General features: G+C 70.9%; 15 protein-coding genes. 3 read left to right on the top strand and 12 right to left on the bottom strand.

Going from position 1 to position 18,473, the window contains the following annotated elements; all coding sequences use genetic code 11:
• Positions 1-33: 33 nt before the first annotated feature.
• Positions 34-1,374 (bottom strand): SLC5/6 family protein, encoded by a 1,341-nt coding sequence (locus HDA30_RS03380; RefSeq protein ID WP_184241096.1) that lies wholly within the window; start codon positions 1,372-1,374, stop codon positions 34-36.
• A 136-nt stretch (positions 1,375-1,510) separates the two neighbouring features.
• On the opposite strand from HDA30_RS03380, the gene HDA30_RS03375 reads away from it, so the two are divergent.
• A complete protein-coding gene (locus tag HDA30_RS03375; protein ID WP_158495822.1) occupies positions 1,511-1,969 on the top strand; it encodes a SufE family protein in 459 nt (152 codons plus the stop codon).
• Positions 1,970-2,019: 50 nt separating this feature from the next.
• Here HDA30_RS03375 and pgsA read toward each other — a convergent pair whose 3' ends face one another.
• The 9 genes from pgsA to HDA30_RS03330 all read right to left on the bottom strand — a co-directional run bounded on the left by pgsA (position 2,020) and on the right by HDA30_RS03330 (position 14,823).
• The gene (gene pgsA / locus HDA30_RS03370) at positions 2,020-2,631 is read right to left on the bottom strand and encodes a phosphatidylinositol phosphate synthase (protein WP_158495821.1); all 612 of its coding nucleotides are present in this window, start codon (positions 2,629-2,631) and stop codon (positions 2,020-2,022) included.
• A complete protein-coding gene (locus HDA30_RS03365; RefSeq protein ID WP_425488384.1) occupies positions 2,631-3,329 on the bottom strand; it encodes an HIT family protein in 699 nt (232 codons plus the stop codon). The genes pgsA and HDA30_RS03365 overlap by 1 nt, the downstream gene beginning before the upstream one ends.
• Positions 3,326-5,344: a threonine--tRNA ligase gene (gene thrS, locus HDA30_RS03360; RefSeq protein ID WP_184241095.1), complete on the bottom strand. Its 2,019-nt coding sequence runs from the start codon at positions 5,342-5,344 to the stop codon at positions 3,326-3,328. The genes HDA30_RS03365 and thrS overlap by 4 nt, the downstream gene beginning before the upstream one ends.
• 74 nt (positions 5,345-5,418) lie before the next feature.
• Positions 5,419-8,964, bottom strand: coding sequence for a DNA polymerase III subunit alpha (locus HDA30_RS03355; RefSeq protein WP_184241094.1), 3,546 nt, complete (start codon positions 8,962-8,964; stop codon positions 5,419-5,421).
• Entirely contained in the window at positions 8,961-9,311 is a 351-nt protein-coding gene (locus tag HDA30_RS03350) for a hypothetical protein (RefSeq protein ID WP_158495818.1), read from the bottom strand. Before HDA30_RS03350 ends, HDA30_RS03355 begins: the two co-directional genes overlap by 4 nt.
• Before the next feature lie 216 nt (positions 9,312-9,527).
• The gene (locus HDA30_RS03345; protein ID WP_158495817.1) at positions 9,528-11,387 is read right to left on the bottom strand and encodes a calcineurin-like phosphoesterase C-terminal domain-containing protein; all 1,860 of its coding nucleotides are present in this window, start codon (positions 11,385-11,387) and stop codon (positions 9,528-9,530) included.
• Between the two features lie 77 nt (positions 11,388-11,464).
• Complete coding sequence (locus tag HDA30_RS03340) at positions 11,465-12,754, bottom strand: metallophosphoesterase family protein (RefSeq protein WP_158495816.1); 1,290 nt, start codon at positions 12,752-12,754, stop codon at positions 11,465-11,467.
• A 171-nt stretch (positions 12,755-12,925) separates the two neighbouring features.
• A complete protein-coding gene (locus tag HDA30_RS03335) occupies positions 12,926-14,005 on the bottom strand; it encodes an arsenic resistance protein (RefSeq protein WP_158495815.1) in 1,080 nt (359 codons plus the stop codon).
• On the bottom strand, positions 14,002-14,823 hold the full coding sequence (locus HDA30_RS03330) for an SOS response-associated peptidase (protein ID WP_343059289.1): 822 nt from the start codon (positions 14,821-14,823) through the stop codon (positions 14,002-14,004). The genes HDA30_RS03335 and HDA30_RS03330 overlap by 4 nt, the downstream gene beginning before the upstream one ends.
• Before the next feature lie 152 nt (positions 14,824-14,975).
• Here HDA30_RS03330 and HDA30_RS03325 point away from each other — a divergent pair, with 152 nt between their 5' ends.
• Positions 14,976-16,070: an S-(hydroxymethyl)mycothiol dehydrogenase gene (locus tag HDA30_RS03325; protein WP_158495813.1), complete on the top strand. Its 1,095-nt coding sequence runs from the start codon at positions 14,976-14,978 to the stop codon at positions 16,068-16,070.
• The gene (locus HDA30_RS03320; RefSeq protein ID WP_158495812.1) at positions 16,070-16,729 is read left to right on the top strand and encodes an MBL fold metallo-hydrolase; all 660 of its coding nucleotides are present in this window, start codon (positions 16,070-16,072) and stop codon (positions 16,727-16,729) included. Before HDA30_RS03325 ends, HDA30_RS03320 begins: the two co-directional genes overlap by 1 nt.
• 66 nt (positions 16,730-16,795) lie before the next feature.
• Here HDA30_RS03320 and HDA30_RS03315 read toward each other — a convergent pair whose 3' ends face one another.
• Together HDA30_RS03315 and HDA30_RS03310 are read right to left on the bottom strand one after the other, a co-directional pair.
• Positions 16,796-17,587, bottom strand: coding sequence for a lipoate--protein ligase family protein (locus tag HDA30_RS03315; RefSeq protein ID WP_246418688.1), 792 nt, complete (start codon positions 17,585-17,587; stop codon positions 16,796-16,798).
• On the bottom strand, positions 17,572-18,429 hold the full coding sequence (locus tag HDA30_RS03310; RefSeq protein WP_184241092.1) for a thioesterase family protein: 858 nt from the start codon (positions 18,427-18,429) through the stop codon (positions 17,572-17,574). The genes HDA30_RS03315 and HDA30_RS03310 overlap by 16 nt, the downstream gene beginning before the upstream one ends.
• Between the last annotated feature and the right edge of the window lie 44 nt (positions 18,430-18,473).

Genomic DNA, 18,473 nt, shown 5'->3' with positions numbered 1-18,473 from the left:
GTGCGCCCCGTCCTGCGACCGGGGCGTGGCCGCTCAGGCTCCCGTCAGGGTCTGCACCACGCCGTAGACGATGCCGCTGACGGCCACCAGGCCCGCGATCACGACGAAGACGTTCGAGGCCTGCCGACGATACGGCGCGAGCGCTTCGAGGCGGTGCATGGCGTACATCGGCATCAGGTACAGGATCACCGCGATGATCGGCCCGGCGATGGTCTCGATGAGCGTGAGCACCTGGGGGTTCACGATCGCCACGACCCACGTCGTGAGGAAGATGAAGGCGGCGATCGCCGCGTTCAGGGCCTTGTCGCTGATCTTCGAGCCGTCCCGGTCGACCAGGGAGCGCACGATGCCGGCCGCACCCTCGGCCGCGCCGAGGTAGTGGCCGAAGAACGAGGAGATGATCGCCAGGATCGCGACGATCGGACCCAGCAGAGCGATCACCGGAGCGTCGTGGACGTTGGCCAGATAGGACAGCACCGGCAGATTGGCCGCCTTGGCCTCGGCCATCCCGTCGGCGCCGAGCGCCAGCACGCAGGACCACACGAAGAACATCGTGAACACGACGAGCAGAGCGGTGGTGCGCACCAGCACGTGCGAGGCGCGGGTCGCGGCCTGTCCGGCGTAGTGGCGCTTCATGGCCAGCGAGAACTGCGAGATGGCCGGCGAGTGGTTGAACGCGAAGACGAGCACGGGGATGACGAGCCACACCGACATCAGGATCTGGCCGAGCTCGGGCGTCTGCGAGCCGAAGAGCGCGCCGACGTCCCACGACGGGATCAGGTAGACGCTCATGGCGAACAGGATCGCGATGAGCGGATAGACCAGCAGGCTCGTGATGCGAAGCATCAGTTTCTGCCCCGTGAGCATGACGGCCATCATCAGGCCGATCAGCACGAAGGAAAGCAGGGCGCGCGGCGGCGCGGGGATCTCTAGCTGGTTCACGAGCAGCGACTCGACGGTGTTCGTGATGGAGACGCCGTAGATGAGGACGATCGGGTAGACCGCGAAGAAGTACAGGATGGTGATCGCCGCGCCGGCACCGGGCCCGAACGCGCGCCGGGCCACCGCGGTGATGTCTTCACCGGGCTTCGGATCGGCGCAGACGAAGCGCGAGAGGGCGCGGTGGGAGAAGTACGTCATGGGACCGATCAGCACCGTGGCGATCAGCAACGGCCAGACGCCGCCCAGTCCCGCGTTGATCGGCAGGAACAACACACCCGCGCCCACGGCCGTGCCGAACAGGGAGATGACCCAGCTGCGTTCGAACCCGCGGTCGGGCCGAGCGGGACCGTCGGCGGTCGGCGCGGTGTCCCGGCGCTCGTGCGGGCCGCTCACCGGAGTATGACCGGAACTATGCGCGTCTGTGATCTGCATGACGGACAGTCTAGGGCGAGTCACACATTGTTGGACAACTCACGACGTGTCGGGGCGCTCCGTGTCGTGACGGACACACCGTCAGGGGTGCACGGCGTGGAGCGGCAGCCGCAGGGACATCACTAGACTGGACCGCATGACCGAGAACACCGCCGTTCCCCCCGCTTTGGCAGAGATCGTCGACGACTTCGCCCAGGTGCCCGACCCGGAGCGCCTCGAGCTGCTGCTGGAGTTCTCCGACGAGCTGCCCGCCCTGCCGGAGCGCTATGACGGGCACGAAGACGAGATGGAACAGGTCGTCGAGTGCCAGTCGCCGTTGTTCCTCGCCGTCGAGCTCGAGGGTGAGCCCGGCCCCGACGCCGCAGTGCACCTGTTCGTCTCCGCTCCGCCCGAGGCGCCCACCACGCGCGGCTTCGCGTCGGTGCTCGCCCAGGGCCTGAACGGGGTGAGCGTGGCCGACGTGCTGGCCGTGCCGGATGATGTGCCGAACCGACTGGGCCTGGCGAAGGCTCTCACTCCCCTGCGGCTGCGCGGCATGACCGCCATGCTCGGCCGCATCAAGCGGAACGTGCGCGAGCAGGCCGGACTGGCCTGAGCCTGGCCGGCGCCGCGTGATGCGCCGCGGCCCGGCCCGGTCGTGGGCACTCAGCCGAGGCGACGGCTCTGCCGCAGGACCGTGACCACGCGCTGCACGACGGTGACGAGCGAGGCGACGGCCAACAGGGCGAGCACGGCGGTGAGCACGAGGACCGGAAGCCCCAGCCCGACGAGGCCGGCGGCGACGAGCGTCGCCACGAGCCGCTCGGCACGTTCGGCGATGCCGGTGTTCGCGGTGAAGCCGAGGGCCTCGGCCTTGGCTCGGGCATAGGAGACGAGCATGCCCAGGGACAGGCACACGGTGGCCAGCACGCCGATCTCGGGGTGGCCGCCGGCTCCGAACGCCCACCAGGCCAGGCCCAGGAAGATCGCGGCGTCCTGGACCCGGTCGAGGGTCGAGTCGAGGAATGCACCCCACCGGCCACTGGTGCCGGCGAAGCGGGCCATGACGCCGTCGAGCACGTCGGAGAACACGAACGCGGTGATGACCATGACGCCCCAGAACAGGTGACCGCCGGGGAAGAGCCCGAGGGCGCCCAGGCTGACCCCGAGGGTTCCGACGACGGTGACGGCGTCCGGGGAGACGCCCCGGCGTAGCAGGGCCCGGGCCGCAGGCGTGAACAGTCGGGTGAACAGCCCCCGGGCGTGGCGGTCCAGCATCAGCGACGGTCCCCCGGGGCCTGCCGGCGTCGGTCGTCGTGCCTCGGCCCGTCCTCGGCGGTGGTCGCGACGCCGGTGGCGTTGCGGGTCTGACGGTCGGCGAACTCGGTAGCCGCCTCGTCCCAGACATCATGAAGCTGACGCCAGGTCTGGCCGAGGGTCTGGGTCATGTTCTTGGTCTGGGCGATGATCGGCAGGAAGTTGCCGTCCCCGCCCCAGCGCGGCACGACGTGCTGGTGCAGGTGAGCGGCGATGCCGGCACCGCCGACCATGCCCTGGTTCATGCCGAGATTGAATCCGGCGGGTGCGGCGGTGCGCTCCAAAGCGATCATGGCGGTCTGCGTGAGCGTCGCCATCTCGGCGGTCTCCTCGGCGGTGATGTCCGTGTACATCGGCACGTGACGGTAAGGGCAGATCAGCAGATGCCCCGCGTTGTAGGGATACAGGTTGAGGATGACGAAGCACGTGCGTCCGCGATGCAGCAGCAGGCTCGATTCGTCCTCACGCTCGGGCGCGGCGCAGAACGGGCACGTGTGCTCGTCCGTGACCTGTTCCTGGCCCCGAGAGACGTAGGCCATGCGGTGCGGATTCCACAGCCGGCCGAAGGCGTCGGGCGCGCCGGCCAGGACGTGCCCGTCCGTGGCCTGCGCGTCGTCGGCCGGTGCGGCCGCTTGAGGGTGCTCCTCGGGGGTGGTCACACGGTCACCTCACGCTCGCGCACGGCGCGCACGATCCGTTCGATCGCCTCGTCCACGGGCACCCCGTTGTCCTGGGAGCCGTCGCGGAAGCGGAAGGACACGGCGCCGGCCTCGGCGTCTTCCCCGCCGGCGATCAGCACGAACGGCGCCTTCTCCTTCGACGCGGTGCGGATTTTCTTCGGGAACCGGTCCGAGGAGTCGTCGAGGCGGGCGCGGATGCCCTCGACACGCAGTCGGGCGACGACGTCGCCCAGGTAGTCGTTGAACGCCTCGGCGACCGGGATCGCGACCACCTGTTCGGGGGCCAGCCATGCCGGGAACGCGCCGGCGTAATGCTCGGTGAGCACGCCGAGGAACCGCTCGATCGAGCCGAACAGCGCGCGGTGGATCATGACGGGCCGCTGTCGCGTGCCGTCGGCGGCCTGGTACTCGAGGTCGAAGCGCTCGGGCAGGTTGAAGTCCAGCTGAATGGTGGACATCTGCCACGTGCGTCCGATGGCGTCGCGGGCCTGCACCGAGATCTTCGGCCCGTAGAACGCCGCGCCGCCCGGGTCCGGGACGAGCTGCAGGCCGGACTCGGCGGCGACCTCGGCGAGGGTCGCGGTGGCCTCGTCCCAGATCTCGTCGGATCCGACGAATTTCTCCGGGTCCTTCGTGGAGAGCTCGAGGTAGAAGTCGTCGAGGCCGTAGTCCCGGAGCAGGTCCAGGACGAAGGTGAGCGTCGTGGTGAGCTCGTCCTTCATCTGCTCGCGGGTGCAGTAGATGTGGGCGTCGTCCTGGGTCATGCCCCGCACACGGGTCAGTCCGTGCACGACGCCGGACTTCTCGTACCGGTACACCTGACCGAACTCGAACAGCCGCAACGGCAGTTCGCGGTAGGAGCGCCCGCGTGAGCGGAAGATGAGGTTGTGCATCGGGCAGTTCATGGGCTTGAGGTAGTAGTTCTGCCCCTGCTTGGTGAGCTGCCCGGTCTCGGGGTCGCGCTGCTCGTCGATGGTCATCGGCGGGAACATGCCTTCGGCGTACCAGTCGAGGTGCCCGGAGACCTCGTAGAGGTGCTGTTTGGTGATGTGCGGGGTGTAGACGAACTCGTAGCCGGCCTCGGTGTGGCGCTGACGCGAGTAGTCCTCCATGGCCTTGCGGATGACGCCGCCGCGCGGGTGGAAGACGGGCAGGCCCGAGCCGAGCTCATCGGGGAAGGAGAACAGGTCGAGCTCGGCGCCGAGCCGGCGGTGGTCGCGGCGCTCGGCCTCGGCGAGCCGCTCCTGGTAGGCCTTCAGGTCTGCCTTGGTGGGCCATGCGGTGCCGTAGATGCGCTGCAGCTGCTGGTTGTTCTCGTCGCCGAGCCAGTAGGCGGCGGCGGAGCGGGTCAGCGCGAACGCATTGGAGATGAGTTTGGTGTTCGGCAGGTGCGGGCCGCGGCACAGGTCGGCCCAGACGGCCTCGCCGGATTTGCGGTCCACGTTCTCGTAGATCGTGATCTCGCCGGCGCCGACCTCGACCGTCGCGCCCTCCCCGGCGGTGTCCGCGGAGTCCTTCTTGCCGAGCAGCTCGAGCTTGTAAGGCTCCTGGGCCATGGCCGCGCGTGCCTCGTCATCGGTCACAACGCGACGGCGGAAGAGCTGCGAGGAGTTGACGATCTTGAGCATCATCTTCTCGAGCTGCTTCAGGTCTTCCGGGGTGAAGGGCTCGTCGACGTCGAAGTCGAAGTAGAAGCCGTCGGTGATGTAGGGGCCGATGCCGAGCTTGGCGCCTGGACGCAGCTGCTGGACCGCCTGGGCCATGACGTGGGCGGTCGAGTGGCGAAGCACGTCGAGGCCCTCGGGCTCGGTGATGTCGATGGCCTCAACCGAGGCGCCCACGGGGATCGGGCGGGACAGATCCCACACGTGCCCGTCGACTCGCATCACCACCGTGGTCTTCTGATCCCGGTACAGGTCCAGCCCGGTGGTGCCCTCGGTCACCTCCCGCATCTCGCCGTCGACGGTGACCAGGATCTGCTTCGGCTCGGACAATTCGGGCTCCTTGGGGTTCGGGTGAGGCTGCAGGGCCGAGGACGTACGGAGGCCACGGCCAGCCGGGGTCAAGTCTAGGACAGGCGTTCGCCAGGACCGGGGCCGGGGCCGACCTTGACGGGCCATGACTGCGTGGAATGGTGCGGGATCTCGGGCTGGGACGGGCGTGTTTCTCCCCTGCGCCGGGCGCCTGCTGCTGCCCGGTCGGCCTCGAGCCACGTGCGCCAGGCCTCACGGGTGCCCTCCAGATAGTCGGGGTCCGGCAGGGTCTCGGGACGTTGCAGATCCCACGCCCGCACCGCCTGCACCGACACCGCACGGTCGCCGGTGCGGCGCACCGTGCCCTCGATCAGCAGCAGCCGACTCGAGAAGAGCAGCTCCCCGCTGTCGTGCTGAGCCTCGGTGAAGAAGGCCACATCGACGCATCCGGTCCCGTCGTCCACGGAGAGGAACACGACGCGCCGTCCGCTGCGCATGGGCGGGGTCTGCGTGGCCACACGGACCCCGGCGACCAGAACGCGGGAGCGGCTGCGGCGGCTCAGCAGGTCTTTCGCACGGGTCACGCCGAGCGCGTCGAGATACGGGGCACGGGAGTCCATGAGGTGCGCGGTGACGTCGAGGGCGGTGAGCTCGAGTTCGGTCCGCACCGATTCGCGCGGACTCGGGCTCGGGAACAGCGGGGCGATCCGGGTGAGCTCGACGTCGGGGAGCGCGAGGGCCAGCTGTCCGTCGACCTGCCGGGGCCGGCCCCCACGGTGTCGGCGCACTCCCCCGGCGCCGTCGGCGCGGGTGGCGGAGTGCTGCAGCTCGAGATGATGGACGAGGTCGGTGCGGGAAGCCCCGCCGGCGGGCAGGAGGCAGTCGAGGGCGCCGAGCCGGGCGAGCCGTTCCAGGTTCCGCGCAGTGAGACGGGCCCGGTCTCGCACGTCGGCGAGCGCGGCGTAGGGCGCCCCGGCGGCGAGGCGCTCTGCCTCGGCCTCGCTGAGTCCGGTGACAATGCGCAGGGGCAGGCGGATGCCCCAGCGACCTGGGCCGGCCTCGGGGTGTTCGGGGACCCATTCGATGCGGGTGGCCAGCCCCGAGCGATTGACGTCGACGGGCAGGACGGGGATGCCCATGCGCCGGGCTTCGGCGACCATGAGACGGGCGGGGTACATGCCGGGGTCGTGTTCGAGGATCGCGGCCATGAAGGCGGCGGGATGATGGGTTTTGAGCCAGGCGGAGTGGTAGGTGGGCACGGCGAAGGCGGCACCGTGGGCCTTGCAGAAGCCGAAGGAGCCGAAGGCGTGGAGGGTCGTCCACACCTCGTCGACGGTCTCGGGGGCGTACCCGTTCTCCTGTGCGGCGGAGCGGAAGAATGCCTCCACCTCGGGCTCGGCGTCGGAACCGATGCGACGGCGCATCTCGTCGGCCCGGGCCAGGCCGCAGCCGGTCATGGTGTCGAGAGTGCGCAGCACCTGTTCGTGGAAGACGGTGACGCCGTGGGTCTCTGCGAGCACGGGACGCAGACGCGGGTGCGGGTAGTGGGCGGCGGCCCAGCCGTGCCGCTGTTCGAGGAAGGGGCGGACCATGTCGGACTGCATGGGCCCGGGGCGGAACAGGGAGATGTCGACGATGAGGTCCTCGAAGCGTTCGGGGGCGAGCTTGCCGATGAGCTCGCGCTGGCCCGGGGACTCGATCTGGAAGCAGCCGAGGGTGTGGGTGGTGCGGATCATCGCGTAGGTGTCCGGGTCGTCGAGGGGAACCTGTTCGAGGTCGATGTGCTCCCCCGTGGTGCGTTCCACCTCCTGCAGCGTGTAGGCGATGGCAGACTGCATGCGCACGCCGAGCACATCGAGTTTGAGCAAGCCCATGGGGTCCATGTCGTGCTTGTCGAACTGGCTCATGGGCAGGCCCATGCCGGAGGGTTGGACGGGGGTGCGACGCAGCAGGGCGGCGTCGGAGAGGATGACACCGCACGGGTGCATGGAGATATGCCGGGGCAGACGGTCGAGACGTTCGGTGAGGTCGACGAGCAGGTCGAGTCGGTGAGAGCCGGCCCGACGGTCCTCCTCGAGGCGGCGGGCGAGGCCCCGCAGCTCGGGCATGGTGTCCAGAGCGTCGCGGAAGCGGGAGGCGGAGAAGCGCCACAGCTGCGTGGCGATGTCGTCGATCTCGGCCTCGGGCAGGCCGAGGGCGAGACCGGCGTCTCGGACGGCGCCGCGGGCCCGATAGGCGTTCTGCATGCTCATCAGGGCGGTGCGTTCGCCACCGAATCGGTCGAACAAGGCGCGGTAGACCTCGTGACGACGGGCTGACTCCACGTCGATGTCGATGTCCGGGAGTGTGGAGCGTCGTTCGGAGAGGAAGCGCTCCATGATCAGGCCGTGGGCCATCGGGTCGACGGCGGAGATGCGCAGGGCGTGGTTGACCAGAGACGAGGCGCCGGAGCCGCGGGCGGCGACCCGGACCCCGAGTGACTCGATGAGGGACACGGCCTCGGCCACGGTGAGGAAATAGCCGGCAAAGCCGAGCCGCTCGATGATCCGCAGCTCGTGTTCCATGCGCTCCTCGAGCTCGCGGCCGGGCCGGGCGGTGACGAAGCCGGTGCTCGTGCACAGGCGCGGATAGCGCTCGGCGAGACCGGCCAGGACGCGTTCGCGCAGCTCGCGGCCCGGGTGCGCTGAGATCCCGAGGACGCAGGCCTCGGGCACCGTGGGCCTGCCCCAGCCGAGATCGGCGGCCGGGTCGAGGGCGCAGGCCTCGGCGAGCGCGTGTGTGCTCTCCAGCAGCCCGGCGGCCACGTCGTCGGCGGCGTCGGCGATCTCCCGGGCGAGGTGGTGCATCTGGGCGCCGGTCTTGAGCCAGCCCTGCCCGGTGGGCTGGGGATGGACGAGGTCGTCGAGGCGGCTCAGGGCGCGGGCCGCGTCGAGGACGTCGGCGGTCGCGGCACCGTCCTCGCTGGCGTAGCGCACGGCGTTGGTGAGCACGGCGGGCACACGGGCGTCGCGGGACGCGCGCAGTGCTTTCACTGCGTGACCGGTGTTCAACCGCTCACCGGGAGCGGAGAGGTGGCTGACGATGTTGACGCGCAGGCTCCCGGCGGGCAGGGCGGCTTTCCAGCGGCGCAGCTGTGCCAGGGCGGGCCCGTAGCGACGCCGAGCCAGCAGCTCTCCGACGTCGGAGTCCGGGCCGAGCAGCACGAACAGCTCGGGACTGGGCGGGCAGGACGGATCCGCGGCGTGCGGGACGGGCGGTGCGGCGGCCCGTGCCAGCCCGGCGAGGGTGACCGCGGGCGCTGCCCCGCCAGCGCCCGCCGTGTGCGCATCGGAGACCAGGCGGCACAAGGCGGCGTACCCGGAGCCGTGGCTGTGTCCCCGGGCGAGGACGACCACCCGGCCCGCGCCGACGCCGTCGGCTTCTCGCACGGCCAGGTCTACGCCCACGATCGGGGCGATGCCGTGCTCGAGGCACGCGGAGACGTGCTTGGCCATGCCGTAGAGGCCGTCCCGGTCGGTGCAGGCGAGCATCGGCTGACCGTCCGCGGCGGCCGCGGCCGCGAGCTCCGCCGGCCAGGAGACCCCGTAGTGGGCGCTGAAAGCGCTGGCGACCTGCAGGTGGACGAAGCCCGGCGCGCTCATGCGGCGGCTCCCACACTCTGCCGCGTCGGCGCAGCTTCCCGGACGTGGCCGTGCACCTGGTCGAGACGCCACCGGCCGGAGTCCCGGTGGTGGACCAGATCGATCGTCTGGACGGGCGCGCCGTGGCCGGCCCGGGCCAGGCGCACCTGCAGCCGCCACACCTCGTGGTCCACGAGCCCGACGCCGGCCCCCTTGGCCGCGCGCATCTCCTCCGCCCACCAGCGTCGGCGCTGGAACCAGCGCAGGGGCCTGGCGACGATCGTGTACTGCCGTCCGTTCCACTCCAGCCGGGCCGGCGTGCCGTCCGGGGCACAGTCCACCGCGAGCGACTGCGTGAGCACTCCCATGCCGTCCTCCTCGTCATCGCGGCCCGCCGCGGGACCGCCACCGTCAGAAGGATTCGAACATGTGTTCGAATCACGGTCGAGACGGTAGCGACGGGCGCCGAGACGTTAAGGGGCGGCAGACGACGGCGGCGCCGCCGGACCCCTCGCGGAGGACGGTCTCGGCGGCGCCGTGTGTTCGTGCCCCAGCGCGCGGGGCACAGGAGCGGCGGCTCAGGGTCAGCGCACCGTGAAGACGATCTCCTCAGTGAACTGGCGGCCGTGAGAGTCGGTCGCGGTCACCGTCGCGGTGTGCTCGCCGGCGGCCAGTCCCTCCGGCAGCGGCAGACGCCACAGGTGCATCGAACGGTCGGCGAGCGAGCCGCCGTGCACGAGCTGCTCCTGCGCCGCGGTCGGGTCCGAGTACTCGGCGCCGGAGCGCTGCTCCTCGCCCTGCATCGGCTGCGTGCGCTCGGCGGCCACCGGGGCGGAGCCGTCGATCGAGACCTCGACCTCGGAGCCGGTGTCGCCCGTGTAGAAGTTCGCGGTCAGCCAGCTCTGCTCCGCGTCCTCGGCGGAGACGACGAGCGGCTCGGCCAGCGGCTGTGCGCCGCCCTTCTTCTTCAGGTCCTCGTTCTCCTCGAACCACTGCCGGTACTGCGGGGTGTTCAGCCCCAGGGTCATCAGGTCGGAGCCGTCGTCGCCGCGGACGGCGAACGAGTCGACGATGCCCTCGTCCAGCATGTCGAGGGTGAGCACGCCGGGCAGGGCGCCGTCGCGCTGGATCGCGGTCGGGTAGCCCTCCTCCAGCATCCGGCCGCTGTACCAGTCGCCCGAGATCGCGCCGGCCACGATGTGATCAAACGGCAGACCGTCGATGCCGTAGATCTCCTTCCACCCGGCGACGAGGTCGCCCTCGCGCATGATCTCGGTCGAGTGGGTGTGGCCGCCGACGGTGACGACCTCGCGGCCCTCGAGCATCTCGTAGATCTCGGTGAGCTGGTCGATCTGGTGCTTCTCGGAGCTCTCGTCCGCGAAGGACAGCAGCGGCACGTGGGTGCCAAGCACGATCTTCTTGTCCGGGTCGGTCGCCTCGATGTCGTTGCGCAGCCACTCGAGCTGGCGGGCGTCGAGCGAGCCGTTGTAGCCCTTCTCGCCCTCGAGCGGGTACTCGACCGAGGACAGCGCGATCACGTGGGTGTCGCCGACGTCGTAGGAGTAGTACTCCGGCCCGAACTCGGCGCGGTAGGTGTCGAACGCGTGCTCGGAGTCCGGGGCGTCGAAGTCCAGGTCGTGGTTGCCGGGCAGGAACCAGGCCGGGCCGTTGAGCATGCCGGTCAGCTCGCGGGTCTGCGGGTACAGCGCGTGGTTGTCTCCGACGATGTCGCCGATGAACAGGATGCCGCAGTCGGTGTAGTCCTCGCGCTCGGCCAGGTCGGCGAACGCGCCGGCGCGGGCGTACTCGACCTCCTCCTGCTCGTAGGTCTGGATGTCGCCGCCGATCAGGCAGCGCTGCTCGTCCTCGGCCATCGCGTCGTCCTCGACGACGGGGAAGTTCACGGCGGCCGGCAGCTCGCCGGTCGGGGCGATGCCGCCGCCCTCGAGCTCGGGCGAGCCCTCGGGCAGATGGTGGTAGTGGAACTGCGGGACGTTGTCCGCGTCGACGGGCACCCGGTAGCCGGTGGGCTGGGTGACGAACACGGTCATGTTCTCGCGCACGGGCAGCTCGTAGCGGCCGTGCTTGTCGGTGACGACGACCTCCTCGCCGTTCGACACACGGGCCCCGGCGACGCCCTTCTCGTGGGGCTGGCGCACGGAGTCCCGGTTGCGGTCGTCGAAGACCTGGCCGCTCAGGGTGTCCGGATCGCGGGGCTTGCGGTTCTTCGCCTCCTTCACGACCTCGACCTGGCCGCGGTAGGCGTCGCGGTCCCAGTCCTCAACGGAGAACTCCGGGGCCGGACCGGGTCGGCCGGCCTGCGGCGGGGTGTGGCCGGGCACGCCGGCCTGGGCGGGCGCCGCGCCGGTGAGCGCGATGCCGGTGGCGGCCAGCGCGACGACGGCGCGGGCCAGACGGGTGCGGGGCGAGCGGTGCTGGGTCATGGTGCTCCTCCTCGTGGTGAGTGTGACGGGGATGATGGGTGGCGTGTGTCGAGAACGGGTCTGCGAGGGCGGCCCGGTCAGGCCTTCACGTAGGGCGGGAAGGCGACGGGCTCGTCGATCGGCTGGGGCTGCGGGTCCATGTCGATCCCGAGGTCCTTCGCCCAGACGAGGCGGGTCTGTCCGGTGTAAACACCCTCGGCGTTCTCGTCGAGATCGAACACGCGGGCGCCGCGCAGAGTGTGCATGTCCGGTGTGCCGTCGTTGAGGCCGTAGGTGTCGAACCCGGTACCCGGGGCATAGCCGAGCTCCACGCCGTAGTAGTCACCCTTGTAGGTGTTGATGTGGTCGTGACCGCAGTAGATGCCCTTGACCTCGCCGCGCTCCTTCACGGAGGCGTAGATCCCCGAGTTGAACAGCCCGTGGTAGACGTCCTCGTGCTTGACGCCCTCGATGCGGTGACGGCGCACGGCCTCGGCGTGGCCGGCCTCGTCCGTCGCCCCCTGGGAGCCGTACCACATGTGAGCGTGCTCGAAGGTGGGGATGTGGAAGAACATCAGCCCGGGCACGGGACGGCCATAGCGCTGCGCCGTGGCGTCGGAGGTCTGTTCGTACCAGCGGATCTGCTGCGGCCGAATCCAGTCGTAGTCCTTGAGCCCCTCGGTGGACTGGCCCGCCTTGTCCGCGTCGGAGGCGTAGCGTCCCGAGTCCAGCAGCCAGATCGCGAACGCGGGGGCCGGGCCCCGGGAGCCGCGCACGAGCAGCTGCATGTTGGACTCACCCGGGACGGCGGGATCCACGACGGGATTCAGGTTGTGACGGTACTGGCGCAGGAACTCGACGATGAGCTCCTCGGTCATCGACGTGCCGTGCTCCTCGACGGAGTCCTCGTCATGGTTGCCGAAGGTCACGGCCCACGGGACGCCGCGGTTCTCCATCGGGGAGACGAAGTTGTTCACGCCCTGCTTGACCTGCAGGTCCGTCGCCGGGGACCCGTCGAGAAGGTCGCCGTTCACCAGCACGAAGTCCGGCCGCTCCTGGTCCAGGACCTTCCCCATGAACTCGAGGGTGCGACGGTCGGCGGCGTGACCGCCCTGCGTGTCGTTGAACTGGACGATGCGGAAGCGACCGTCCCGGCCGAAACGCAGCGGCATGCGCCCACCACGCCCACCGCGGCCCGGGGCGCCGCGTCCCTCCTTAGTGCCCGCCGTGGCCGGGGCGGGGAACGCCCCGAGCACTCCGGCGGCGGCGCCCACGGCCCCGGTGGTCAGCACACCGCGGCGGCCCAGAGCGCCCGGCTGCGTCGGCTCAGCGGGTGCGCGCACCGGGGTCTCGGGGCTCCGGTGCGCGGCGGTCTCATCCTGGTGCATGTGTCAGCTCCCTCGTGACGGGCCGACGCCTCTGCTCACGCCGGCGGTTCCACACCGGGCGGCTCATCCCCCGGCCTCATCTCGGCCGACGCCGCCCGGAACGCGCCCGATGCTAGGCACCGACGGTGTCCGCCCCGTGCCCGGCAGCGAACCGCGATGTGAACATCAATTTCACGCGGGTTGACCGCCGCCGCGCAGCCACCGCACCACGACGCCCATGCCCACCAGCTCGACGAGGGACTGCACGACGATGACCGCCGCCGCGACCTCCCAGCCGGCCGGCAGCGCGACGGCCATCGGCAACACGACGAAGGAGTTGCGGGTGCCCACCGTGCAGACCAGGCTCCGGCGCTGTTCTTCGGACAGATCGGCGATGTCCGCGACGACCGTCCCGATCAGCACGGCCGCAGCCAGGTAGAGCACGCACGCGAGTGCTCCCAGCCACAACACTCCCGAGGCCTTGAGCACGTCCGGTCCCCGCGCCGCGCCGACCAGCAGCACGACGACGGCGAGCGCCGGGATGGGCCAGCGGGCCAGCCAGGCGCGGCCGCTCTCCCCCGCGCTGACGAGCGGCACACCGCCTCGCATCGGAGTGTCCAGCCGCGACCCGAGCATCGTGACCGCGACCAGCGGCAGCAGCACGACGCCCGCCCCGGCGAGCACGACGGCGGGATCCACCAGCGGCGTCTCGACGCCCAGCAGCCACGGCGCGCCCAGCAGCGCGAGCCACGCCGGCAGGGCAATCACCTGGACGACGAGGTTCACCGGCGTGATGACGGCTGCGGCGGCCCGGTCCCCGCGGGCCAGGTGCACGAATGTGAGGAACCAGTCGGTGCAGGGCACGAGCAAGACCAGCAGCAGCCCGAGCGAGAGCGCCCGGGCGTCCTGCTCTGAGCCGTGGAGCAGGGTGCCGGCCAGGCCCACGAGGCAGACCAGGCAGGCGACGAGCACCGGGACGAGCACGAAGTTCGCCACCAGCGCGCTGATGAGCCAGCCGCGATCGCGCCCGGCCCGTCGCACGCGGGCCAGCGGCGTCTGGGCGAACGTGGCGAACATCAGCCCGACCAGAGCGGGCCACAGCAGCACCTCGGCCGCGGGGCGGACGGCGGGGGCGGCCAGGCCCAGGCACACGCCCAGCGCCGAGGCCGCCGCGTAGAGCAGCACCTGACGGCGCTCCAGCGTGGACGGCGCGTCATCCTCCGCCTCGGGCGTCCGCGGTGCGCTCGCAGCCGGGCCGGGGGTCGCGCTCACAGCAGGGGTTCCTGGCGTTCCCGGGGGCCGCGGATCAGCTGCGGGCCGTTGTTCCGGACGTTGCCGACGGCCGGGTCGGCCGGGCGCATCCGCCAACCCCGGGCGGTCTCGTGGGCCTGGGCCCGAACCCGCTCGACCAGCGCCGCGGCCTCGTCGGCACCGCTGAGCCTGCCCGGCGCCAGCCACGCTTCCATCGTCGCCGTGTCCAGGCCGATCGGCAGCCGGTCGTGCAATCGACCGAGCTCGGCGAGCGCAGTGTCGCCCTCATCGTGCCCGTCAGGCTCATCTGCCGCCGGGTCCGGCGCGGCGGTCGTCAGGATGGTCGTGGAGAGCACCCAGGCGTCATGGCCGCTGGCGTCGGCCTCGGCGTCCTTCCACCACTCGTACAGTCCGGCGAACCAGATCGGCCCGGCCTCCTCGGCCGCGGGGTGCACGTACCAGGGCTGCTTGCGGGCCGCACGGCCGTCCGGACCTATCGCACCGGGCTCGGGCGAGCGCCATTCGTAGTAGCCGTCGGCAGGGACGGCGCAGCGACGCGAACGCACGGCCGAGCGGAAGGTCGGTTTGGAGACGACCGTCTCCGAGCGGGCGTTGAACGCGCGGGAGCCGACCGACAGATCCGTCGCCCACGGCGGCACCAGCCCCCACCGGGCCAGATGCAGCTCACGGTGCGTGCCGCCGCCGGCGTCCTGGCCGTCGAACAGCTCGACGAGGATCGGCACGCGGGCAGTCGGCGCGATGTTCCAGTTCGGGGTCAGCTCGAGTCGGGTGGGCTCGGCGCCGCCGCCGGCCACCAAGTCGGCGCTCGCACGCGCCATCACATACCGTCCGCACATGCACCCAGTCTCTCGCACCTTTCCGGGAGCCTGTGATGGGATGGGTTGTGAGCAGGCCGTCCCACGCCTCCCCACGGCCGCGTTCACGCGGCCTCGGCGCCGGGTCGGTCCCCACCACAGCGAAAGGAGACCCCGTGTCCCAGAAGGTGACGGGCGTTATCGCCCGCGAGAAGAACGCCCCGGTGGAGCTGGTGACGATCGTCGTGCCCGACCCCGGTCCGGGCGAGGCCGTCGTGGACGTCGACACGTGCGGTGTATGCCACACGGACCTGCACTATGTGCAGGGCGGGATCGGCGACGACTACCCGTACCTGCTGGGCCATGAGGCCACGGGCACCGTCACGGCCGTCGGCGAGGGCGTCGAGCACGTCGCCGTCGGCGACACGGTGATCCTGAACTGGCGGGCCGTGTGCGGCGAGTGCCGTGCATGCAAGAAGGGCGAGCCGAAGTACTGCTTCGACACCCACAACGCCGCCCAGAAGATGACCCTGGAGGACGGCACGGAGCTGGAGCCGGCCCTGGGCATCGGCGCGTTCGCGGAGAAGACGCTCGTGCACGCCGGGCAGTGCACCAAGGTCGAGGGCGCCGAGTCGACCGAGAAGAAGGCCGCCGTCGGCCTGCTGGGCTGCGGGATCATGGCCGGCATCGGTGCCGCCATCAATACCGGTGAGGTCAAGCGCGGCGAGTCCGTGGCCGTGATCGGCTGCGGCGGCGTCGGCGTGGCCGCTGTCGCCGGCGCCAAGCTAGCCGGGGCGACGACCATCATCGCGGTGGACATCGATGGTCAGAAGCTCGCCAAGGCCGAACAGCTCGGCGCCACCGTCACCGTGAACTCGAAGGAGCAGGACGCGGTGGAGGCCATCCGTGAGGCCACCGACGGTTTCGGCGCGGACGTGGTGATCGACGCCGTCGGCCGCCCGGAGACCTACGAGCAGGCGTTCTACGCCCGCGACCTGGCCGGCCGCGTCGTGCTGGTGGGTGTGCCCACCCCGGAGATGAAGCTCGAGCTGCCGCTGCTGGACGTCTTCGGCCGCGGCGGAGCGCTGAAGTCCTCCTGGTACGGCGACTGCCTGCCGGAGCGAGACTTCCCGATGCTCGTCGACCAGTACCGGCTGGGTCGACTGCCGTTGGATGAGTTCGTGACCGAGACGGTCTCGCTGGACCAGCTGAACGAGGCCTTCGAGACCATGAAGGCCGGCACCGTGCTGCGTTCAGTGGTGACCCTGTGATGGCGGCGCGCATCGATCACCTCGAGACCTCCGGGACCTTCTCCCTCGACGGTGAGACCCACCAGGTCGAGAACAACGTCTGGATCGTCGGCGACGCCGAGGAGTGCGTCGTGATCGATCCGGCGCACGACGCGCAGGCCGTCTGGAAGGCGGTGGGCGGTCGTCAGGTGCTGGCGATCCTGCTGACCCACGGCCACGACGACCACATCCGCCAGGCGCAGCAGTTCCGGCAGCTGGTGGACGCCCCCGTGCTCCTGCACCCCGAGGACCGCATGCTGTGGGACGCGGTGTTCCCCGACACGGCGCCGGACGGGGCCGTCCAGGACGGGGACACGTTCCGGGTCGCCGGCATCCAGCTGGAGATCCGCCACACTCCCGGTCACTCGCCCGGCTCGGTGTGCTTCTACGCGCCGGCCCTGGGCGAGCAGGATGAGGACGGCCGGCCCACGGGCGTCGTGTTCTCCGGCGACACCCTGTTCCAGGGTGGGCCGGGCGCGACCGGGCGTTCCTACTCGAGCTTCGACACGATCATCGAGTCCATCCGCGAGCGTCTGCTCGGCCTGCCTGAAGACACGGTCGTGCACACCGGCCACGGTCCGTCGACTCGGATCGGGGACGAGTCACCCCACCTGCAGGAGTGGATCGCCCGCGGCCACTGAGCACCACCGGCGATGAGCCCGCCCCGGGGGATGACCTCGGGGCGGGCTCGCGTCTGCGTGGGATCGTCAGACGTGTTCCTCGACGAGCACCCGCCCGCGTTCCATCGCCCACGCCGTGTAGGCGCCGTGCAGCGCCTCGATGAACGTCTCGACCTCCGCCCCGGCCTGCACCTGATCCGCGGCGCCGACGGTGCGCGGATCCATCGGCATCTCCAGGGCCTGGTATACGTCGGTCAGCACGGCCTGCAGCGGCAGGGCGTCCTGCACGACGACATGGGTGGAGAACAGCCACGCGCCCTTGACGACGCGCTGCGCGGAGCCGGCCAGCTTCACCGGGAACTGGGGGGCGGCGCCCTGAACGGAGAACTCACCGGGGCAGTACTCGCCAGGAATTTGCCCGACGGATGCGGGCACGTCCATCCGGGCGAAGGCGTCGACGAACAGATCCGCGAACTGTGCGAACCGCTGCTGCTGGGCGATGGCCGCGTCCGGTTCAAGAGCCAGGTGGTCCACGACGACGCAGCCGTGGTGATAGGCCGCGGCGCGTCCCCCGGCCCGACGGGTGACGGGGGTGAATCCCTGCGCGCGGACGGCGTCCACGGCCCGTTCGTACCCGGGCAGACGGGTGTCACGCTGGCCGAAAGCGACGGTCGGCTCGGGGACGTAGACACGCAGTACATCGGCGTGGTGCTCCCCTGCGGCGGCGTGCACACGGAATTCGTGCAGACGGTCCATGGCCCAGTCCAGGTCCTGTGCGGCGCCCCGGCTCGTCCGCTGGCGGCACCAGCGCAGCATCTCAGCGGGGCTGGCCTCAAAGCCGACGGCCCCGTCCTCGGGCAGGATCAGCCCCGGGGCCATGGCCGCACCGTGAGGGTCTGCTCGGCATGTGCGAAGGGCCCGGCCTCGTCATGGAGCACGCTCGAGGTCAGCCCCACCCCGTCGGCGCCGACGCTCACCTGGCTGGACACGCCGAGCCAGGAGCCGGACGGGGCTCGGAAGAGGTGGATCTGCAGGTCCACGTTCGGGAAGAACCAGCCGCCGGGTGCAGGGTCGAGCACCGGAGCGATGCCGTTCGCCGTGTCGGCCAGTCCGATCAGGCGGGTCAGATCCTCAGTGGGCTCGCCCTCCACCATCTCCACGTCGGTGCTCAGCCACACCCGTCCCCGACCGGGGGCATGGTCGTCGGCCGCGACGCCGCGCAGGCTGCGCAGGAACCCGCCGTCCCAGGAGTCCAGGGGGTTCTGGCCGGCACAGTCCGCGCGCGGGGTAAGGGGCGCGTCCGTGTGCTGTGCGTGGCCGGCGGTGTCGGTGGTGGCCAACCGCCAGGCACGAGCGACCACCACGGCGCGTCCCCGGGCCGTCAGTTCAGACTCGACCAGCTCGATCGTGCGGCCCGGGCGCACGGTCCGGGTGCGCACCTCGAGCTCCCCGGCCCAGAGGGTGCCGAGGATGTCGTACGAGAGCCGCGCGATGCGCAGCTGCGGCGTCGGCTCATGCTGGACGATCTCGTGCACCAGCAGGCCGGAGACCGCGGCCATGTGCATCTCCTCGGCCCGCCACGCGCCCTGGGCGTGCACCGTGGAGCGCACCCGGGTGTGGCGGACGCCGTCGTCGACCACCGGCTCGCCGAGACGCACGAAGTACGCCGACGGCTCGGCTGCGACGGCCTCCTCTCGGGGGCTGATCTGGGGTGTCGTCATGGCACACCAGTGTGCCACCCGCGCGGACTATGGCACACATCACA

Origin of the sequence: Micrococcus cohnii (assembly GCF_014205175.1) — a bacterium.
GTDB lineage: Bacteria > Actinomycetota > Actinomycetes > Actinomycetales > Micrococcaceae > Micrococcus > Micrococcus cohnii.
Note: the sequence above shows the minus strand (reverse complement) of the source record. Positions and strands in the feature narration are given on the sequence as shown.

Coding starts and splice junctions, on each gene's coding strand:
- HDA30_RS03380 (WP_184241096.1), bottom strand. CDS start 1,374: ATGCAGATCACAGACGCGCATAGTTCCGGTCATACTCCGGTGAGCGGC.
- HDA30_RS03375 (WP_158495822.1), top strand. CDS start 1,511: ATGACCGAGAACACCGCCGTTCCCCCCGCTTTGGCAGAGATCGTCGAC.
- pgsA (WP_158495821.1), bottom strand. CDS start 2,631: ATGCTGGACCGCCACGCCCGGGGGCTGTTCACCCGACTGTTCACGCCT.
- HDA30_RS03355 (WP_184241094.1), bottom strand. CDS start 8,964: ATGAGCGCGCCGGGCTTCGTCCACCTGCAGGTCGCCAGCGCTTTCAGC.
- HDA30_RS03350 (WP_158495818.1), bottom strand. CDS start 9,311: ATGGGAGTGCTCACGCAGTCGCTCGCGGTGGACTGTGCCCCGGACGGC.
- HDA30_RS03345 (WP_158495817.1), bottom strand. CDS start 11,387: ATGACCCAGCACCGCTCGCCCCGCACCCGTCTGGCCCGCGCCGTCGTC.
- HDA30_RS03340 (WP_158495816.1), bottom strand. CDS start 12,754: ATGCACCAGGATGAGACCGCCGCGCACCGGAGCCCCGAGACCCCGGTG.
- HDA30_RS03330 (WP_343059289.1), bottom strand. CDS start 14,823: ATGGCGCGTGCGAGCGCCGACTTGGTGGCCGGCGGCGGCGCCGAGCCC.
- HDA30_RS03320 (WP_158495812.1), top strand. CDS start 16,070: ATGGCGGCGCGCATCGATCACCTCGAGACCTCCGGGACCTTCTCCCTC.
- HDA30_RS03315 (WP_246418688.1), bottom strand. CDS start 17,587: ATGGCCCCGGGGCTGATCCTGCCCGAGGACGGGGCCGTCGGCTTTGAG.
- HDA30_RS03310 (WP_184241092.1), bottom strand. CDS start 18,429: ATGACGACACCCCAGATCAGCCCCCGAGAGGAGGCCGTCGCAGCCGAG.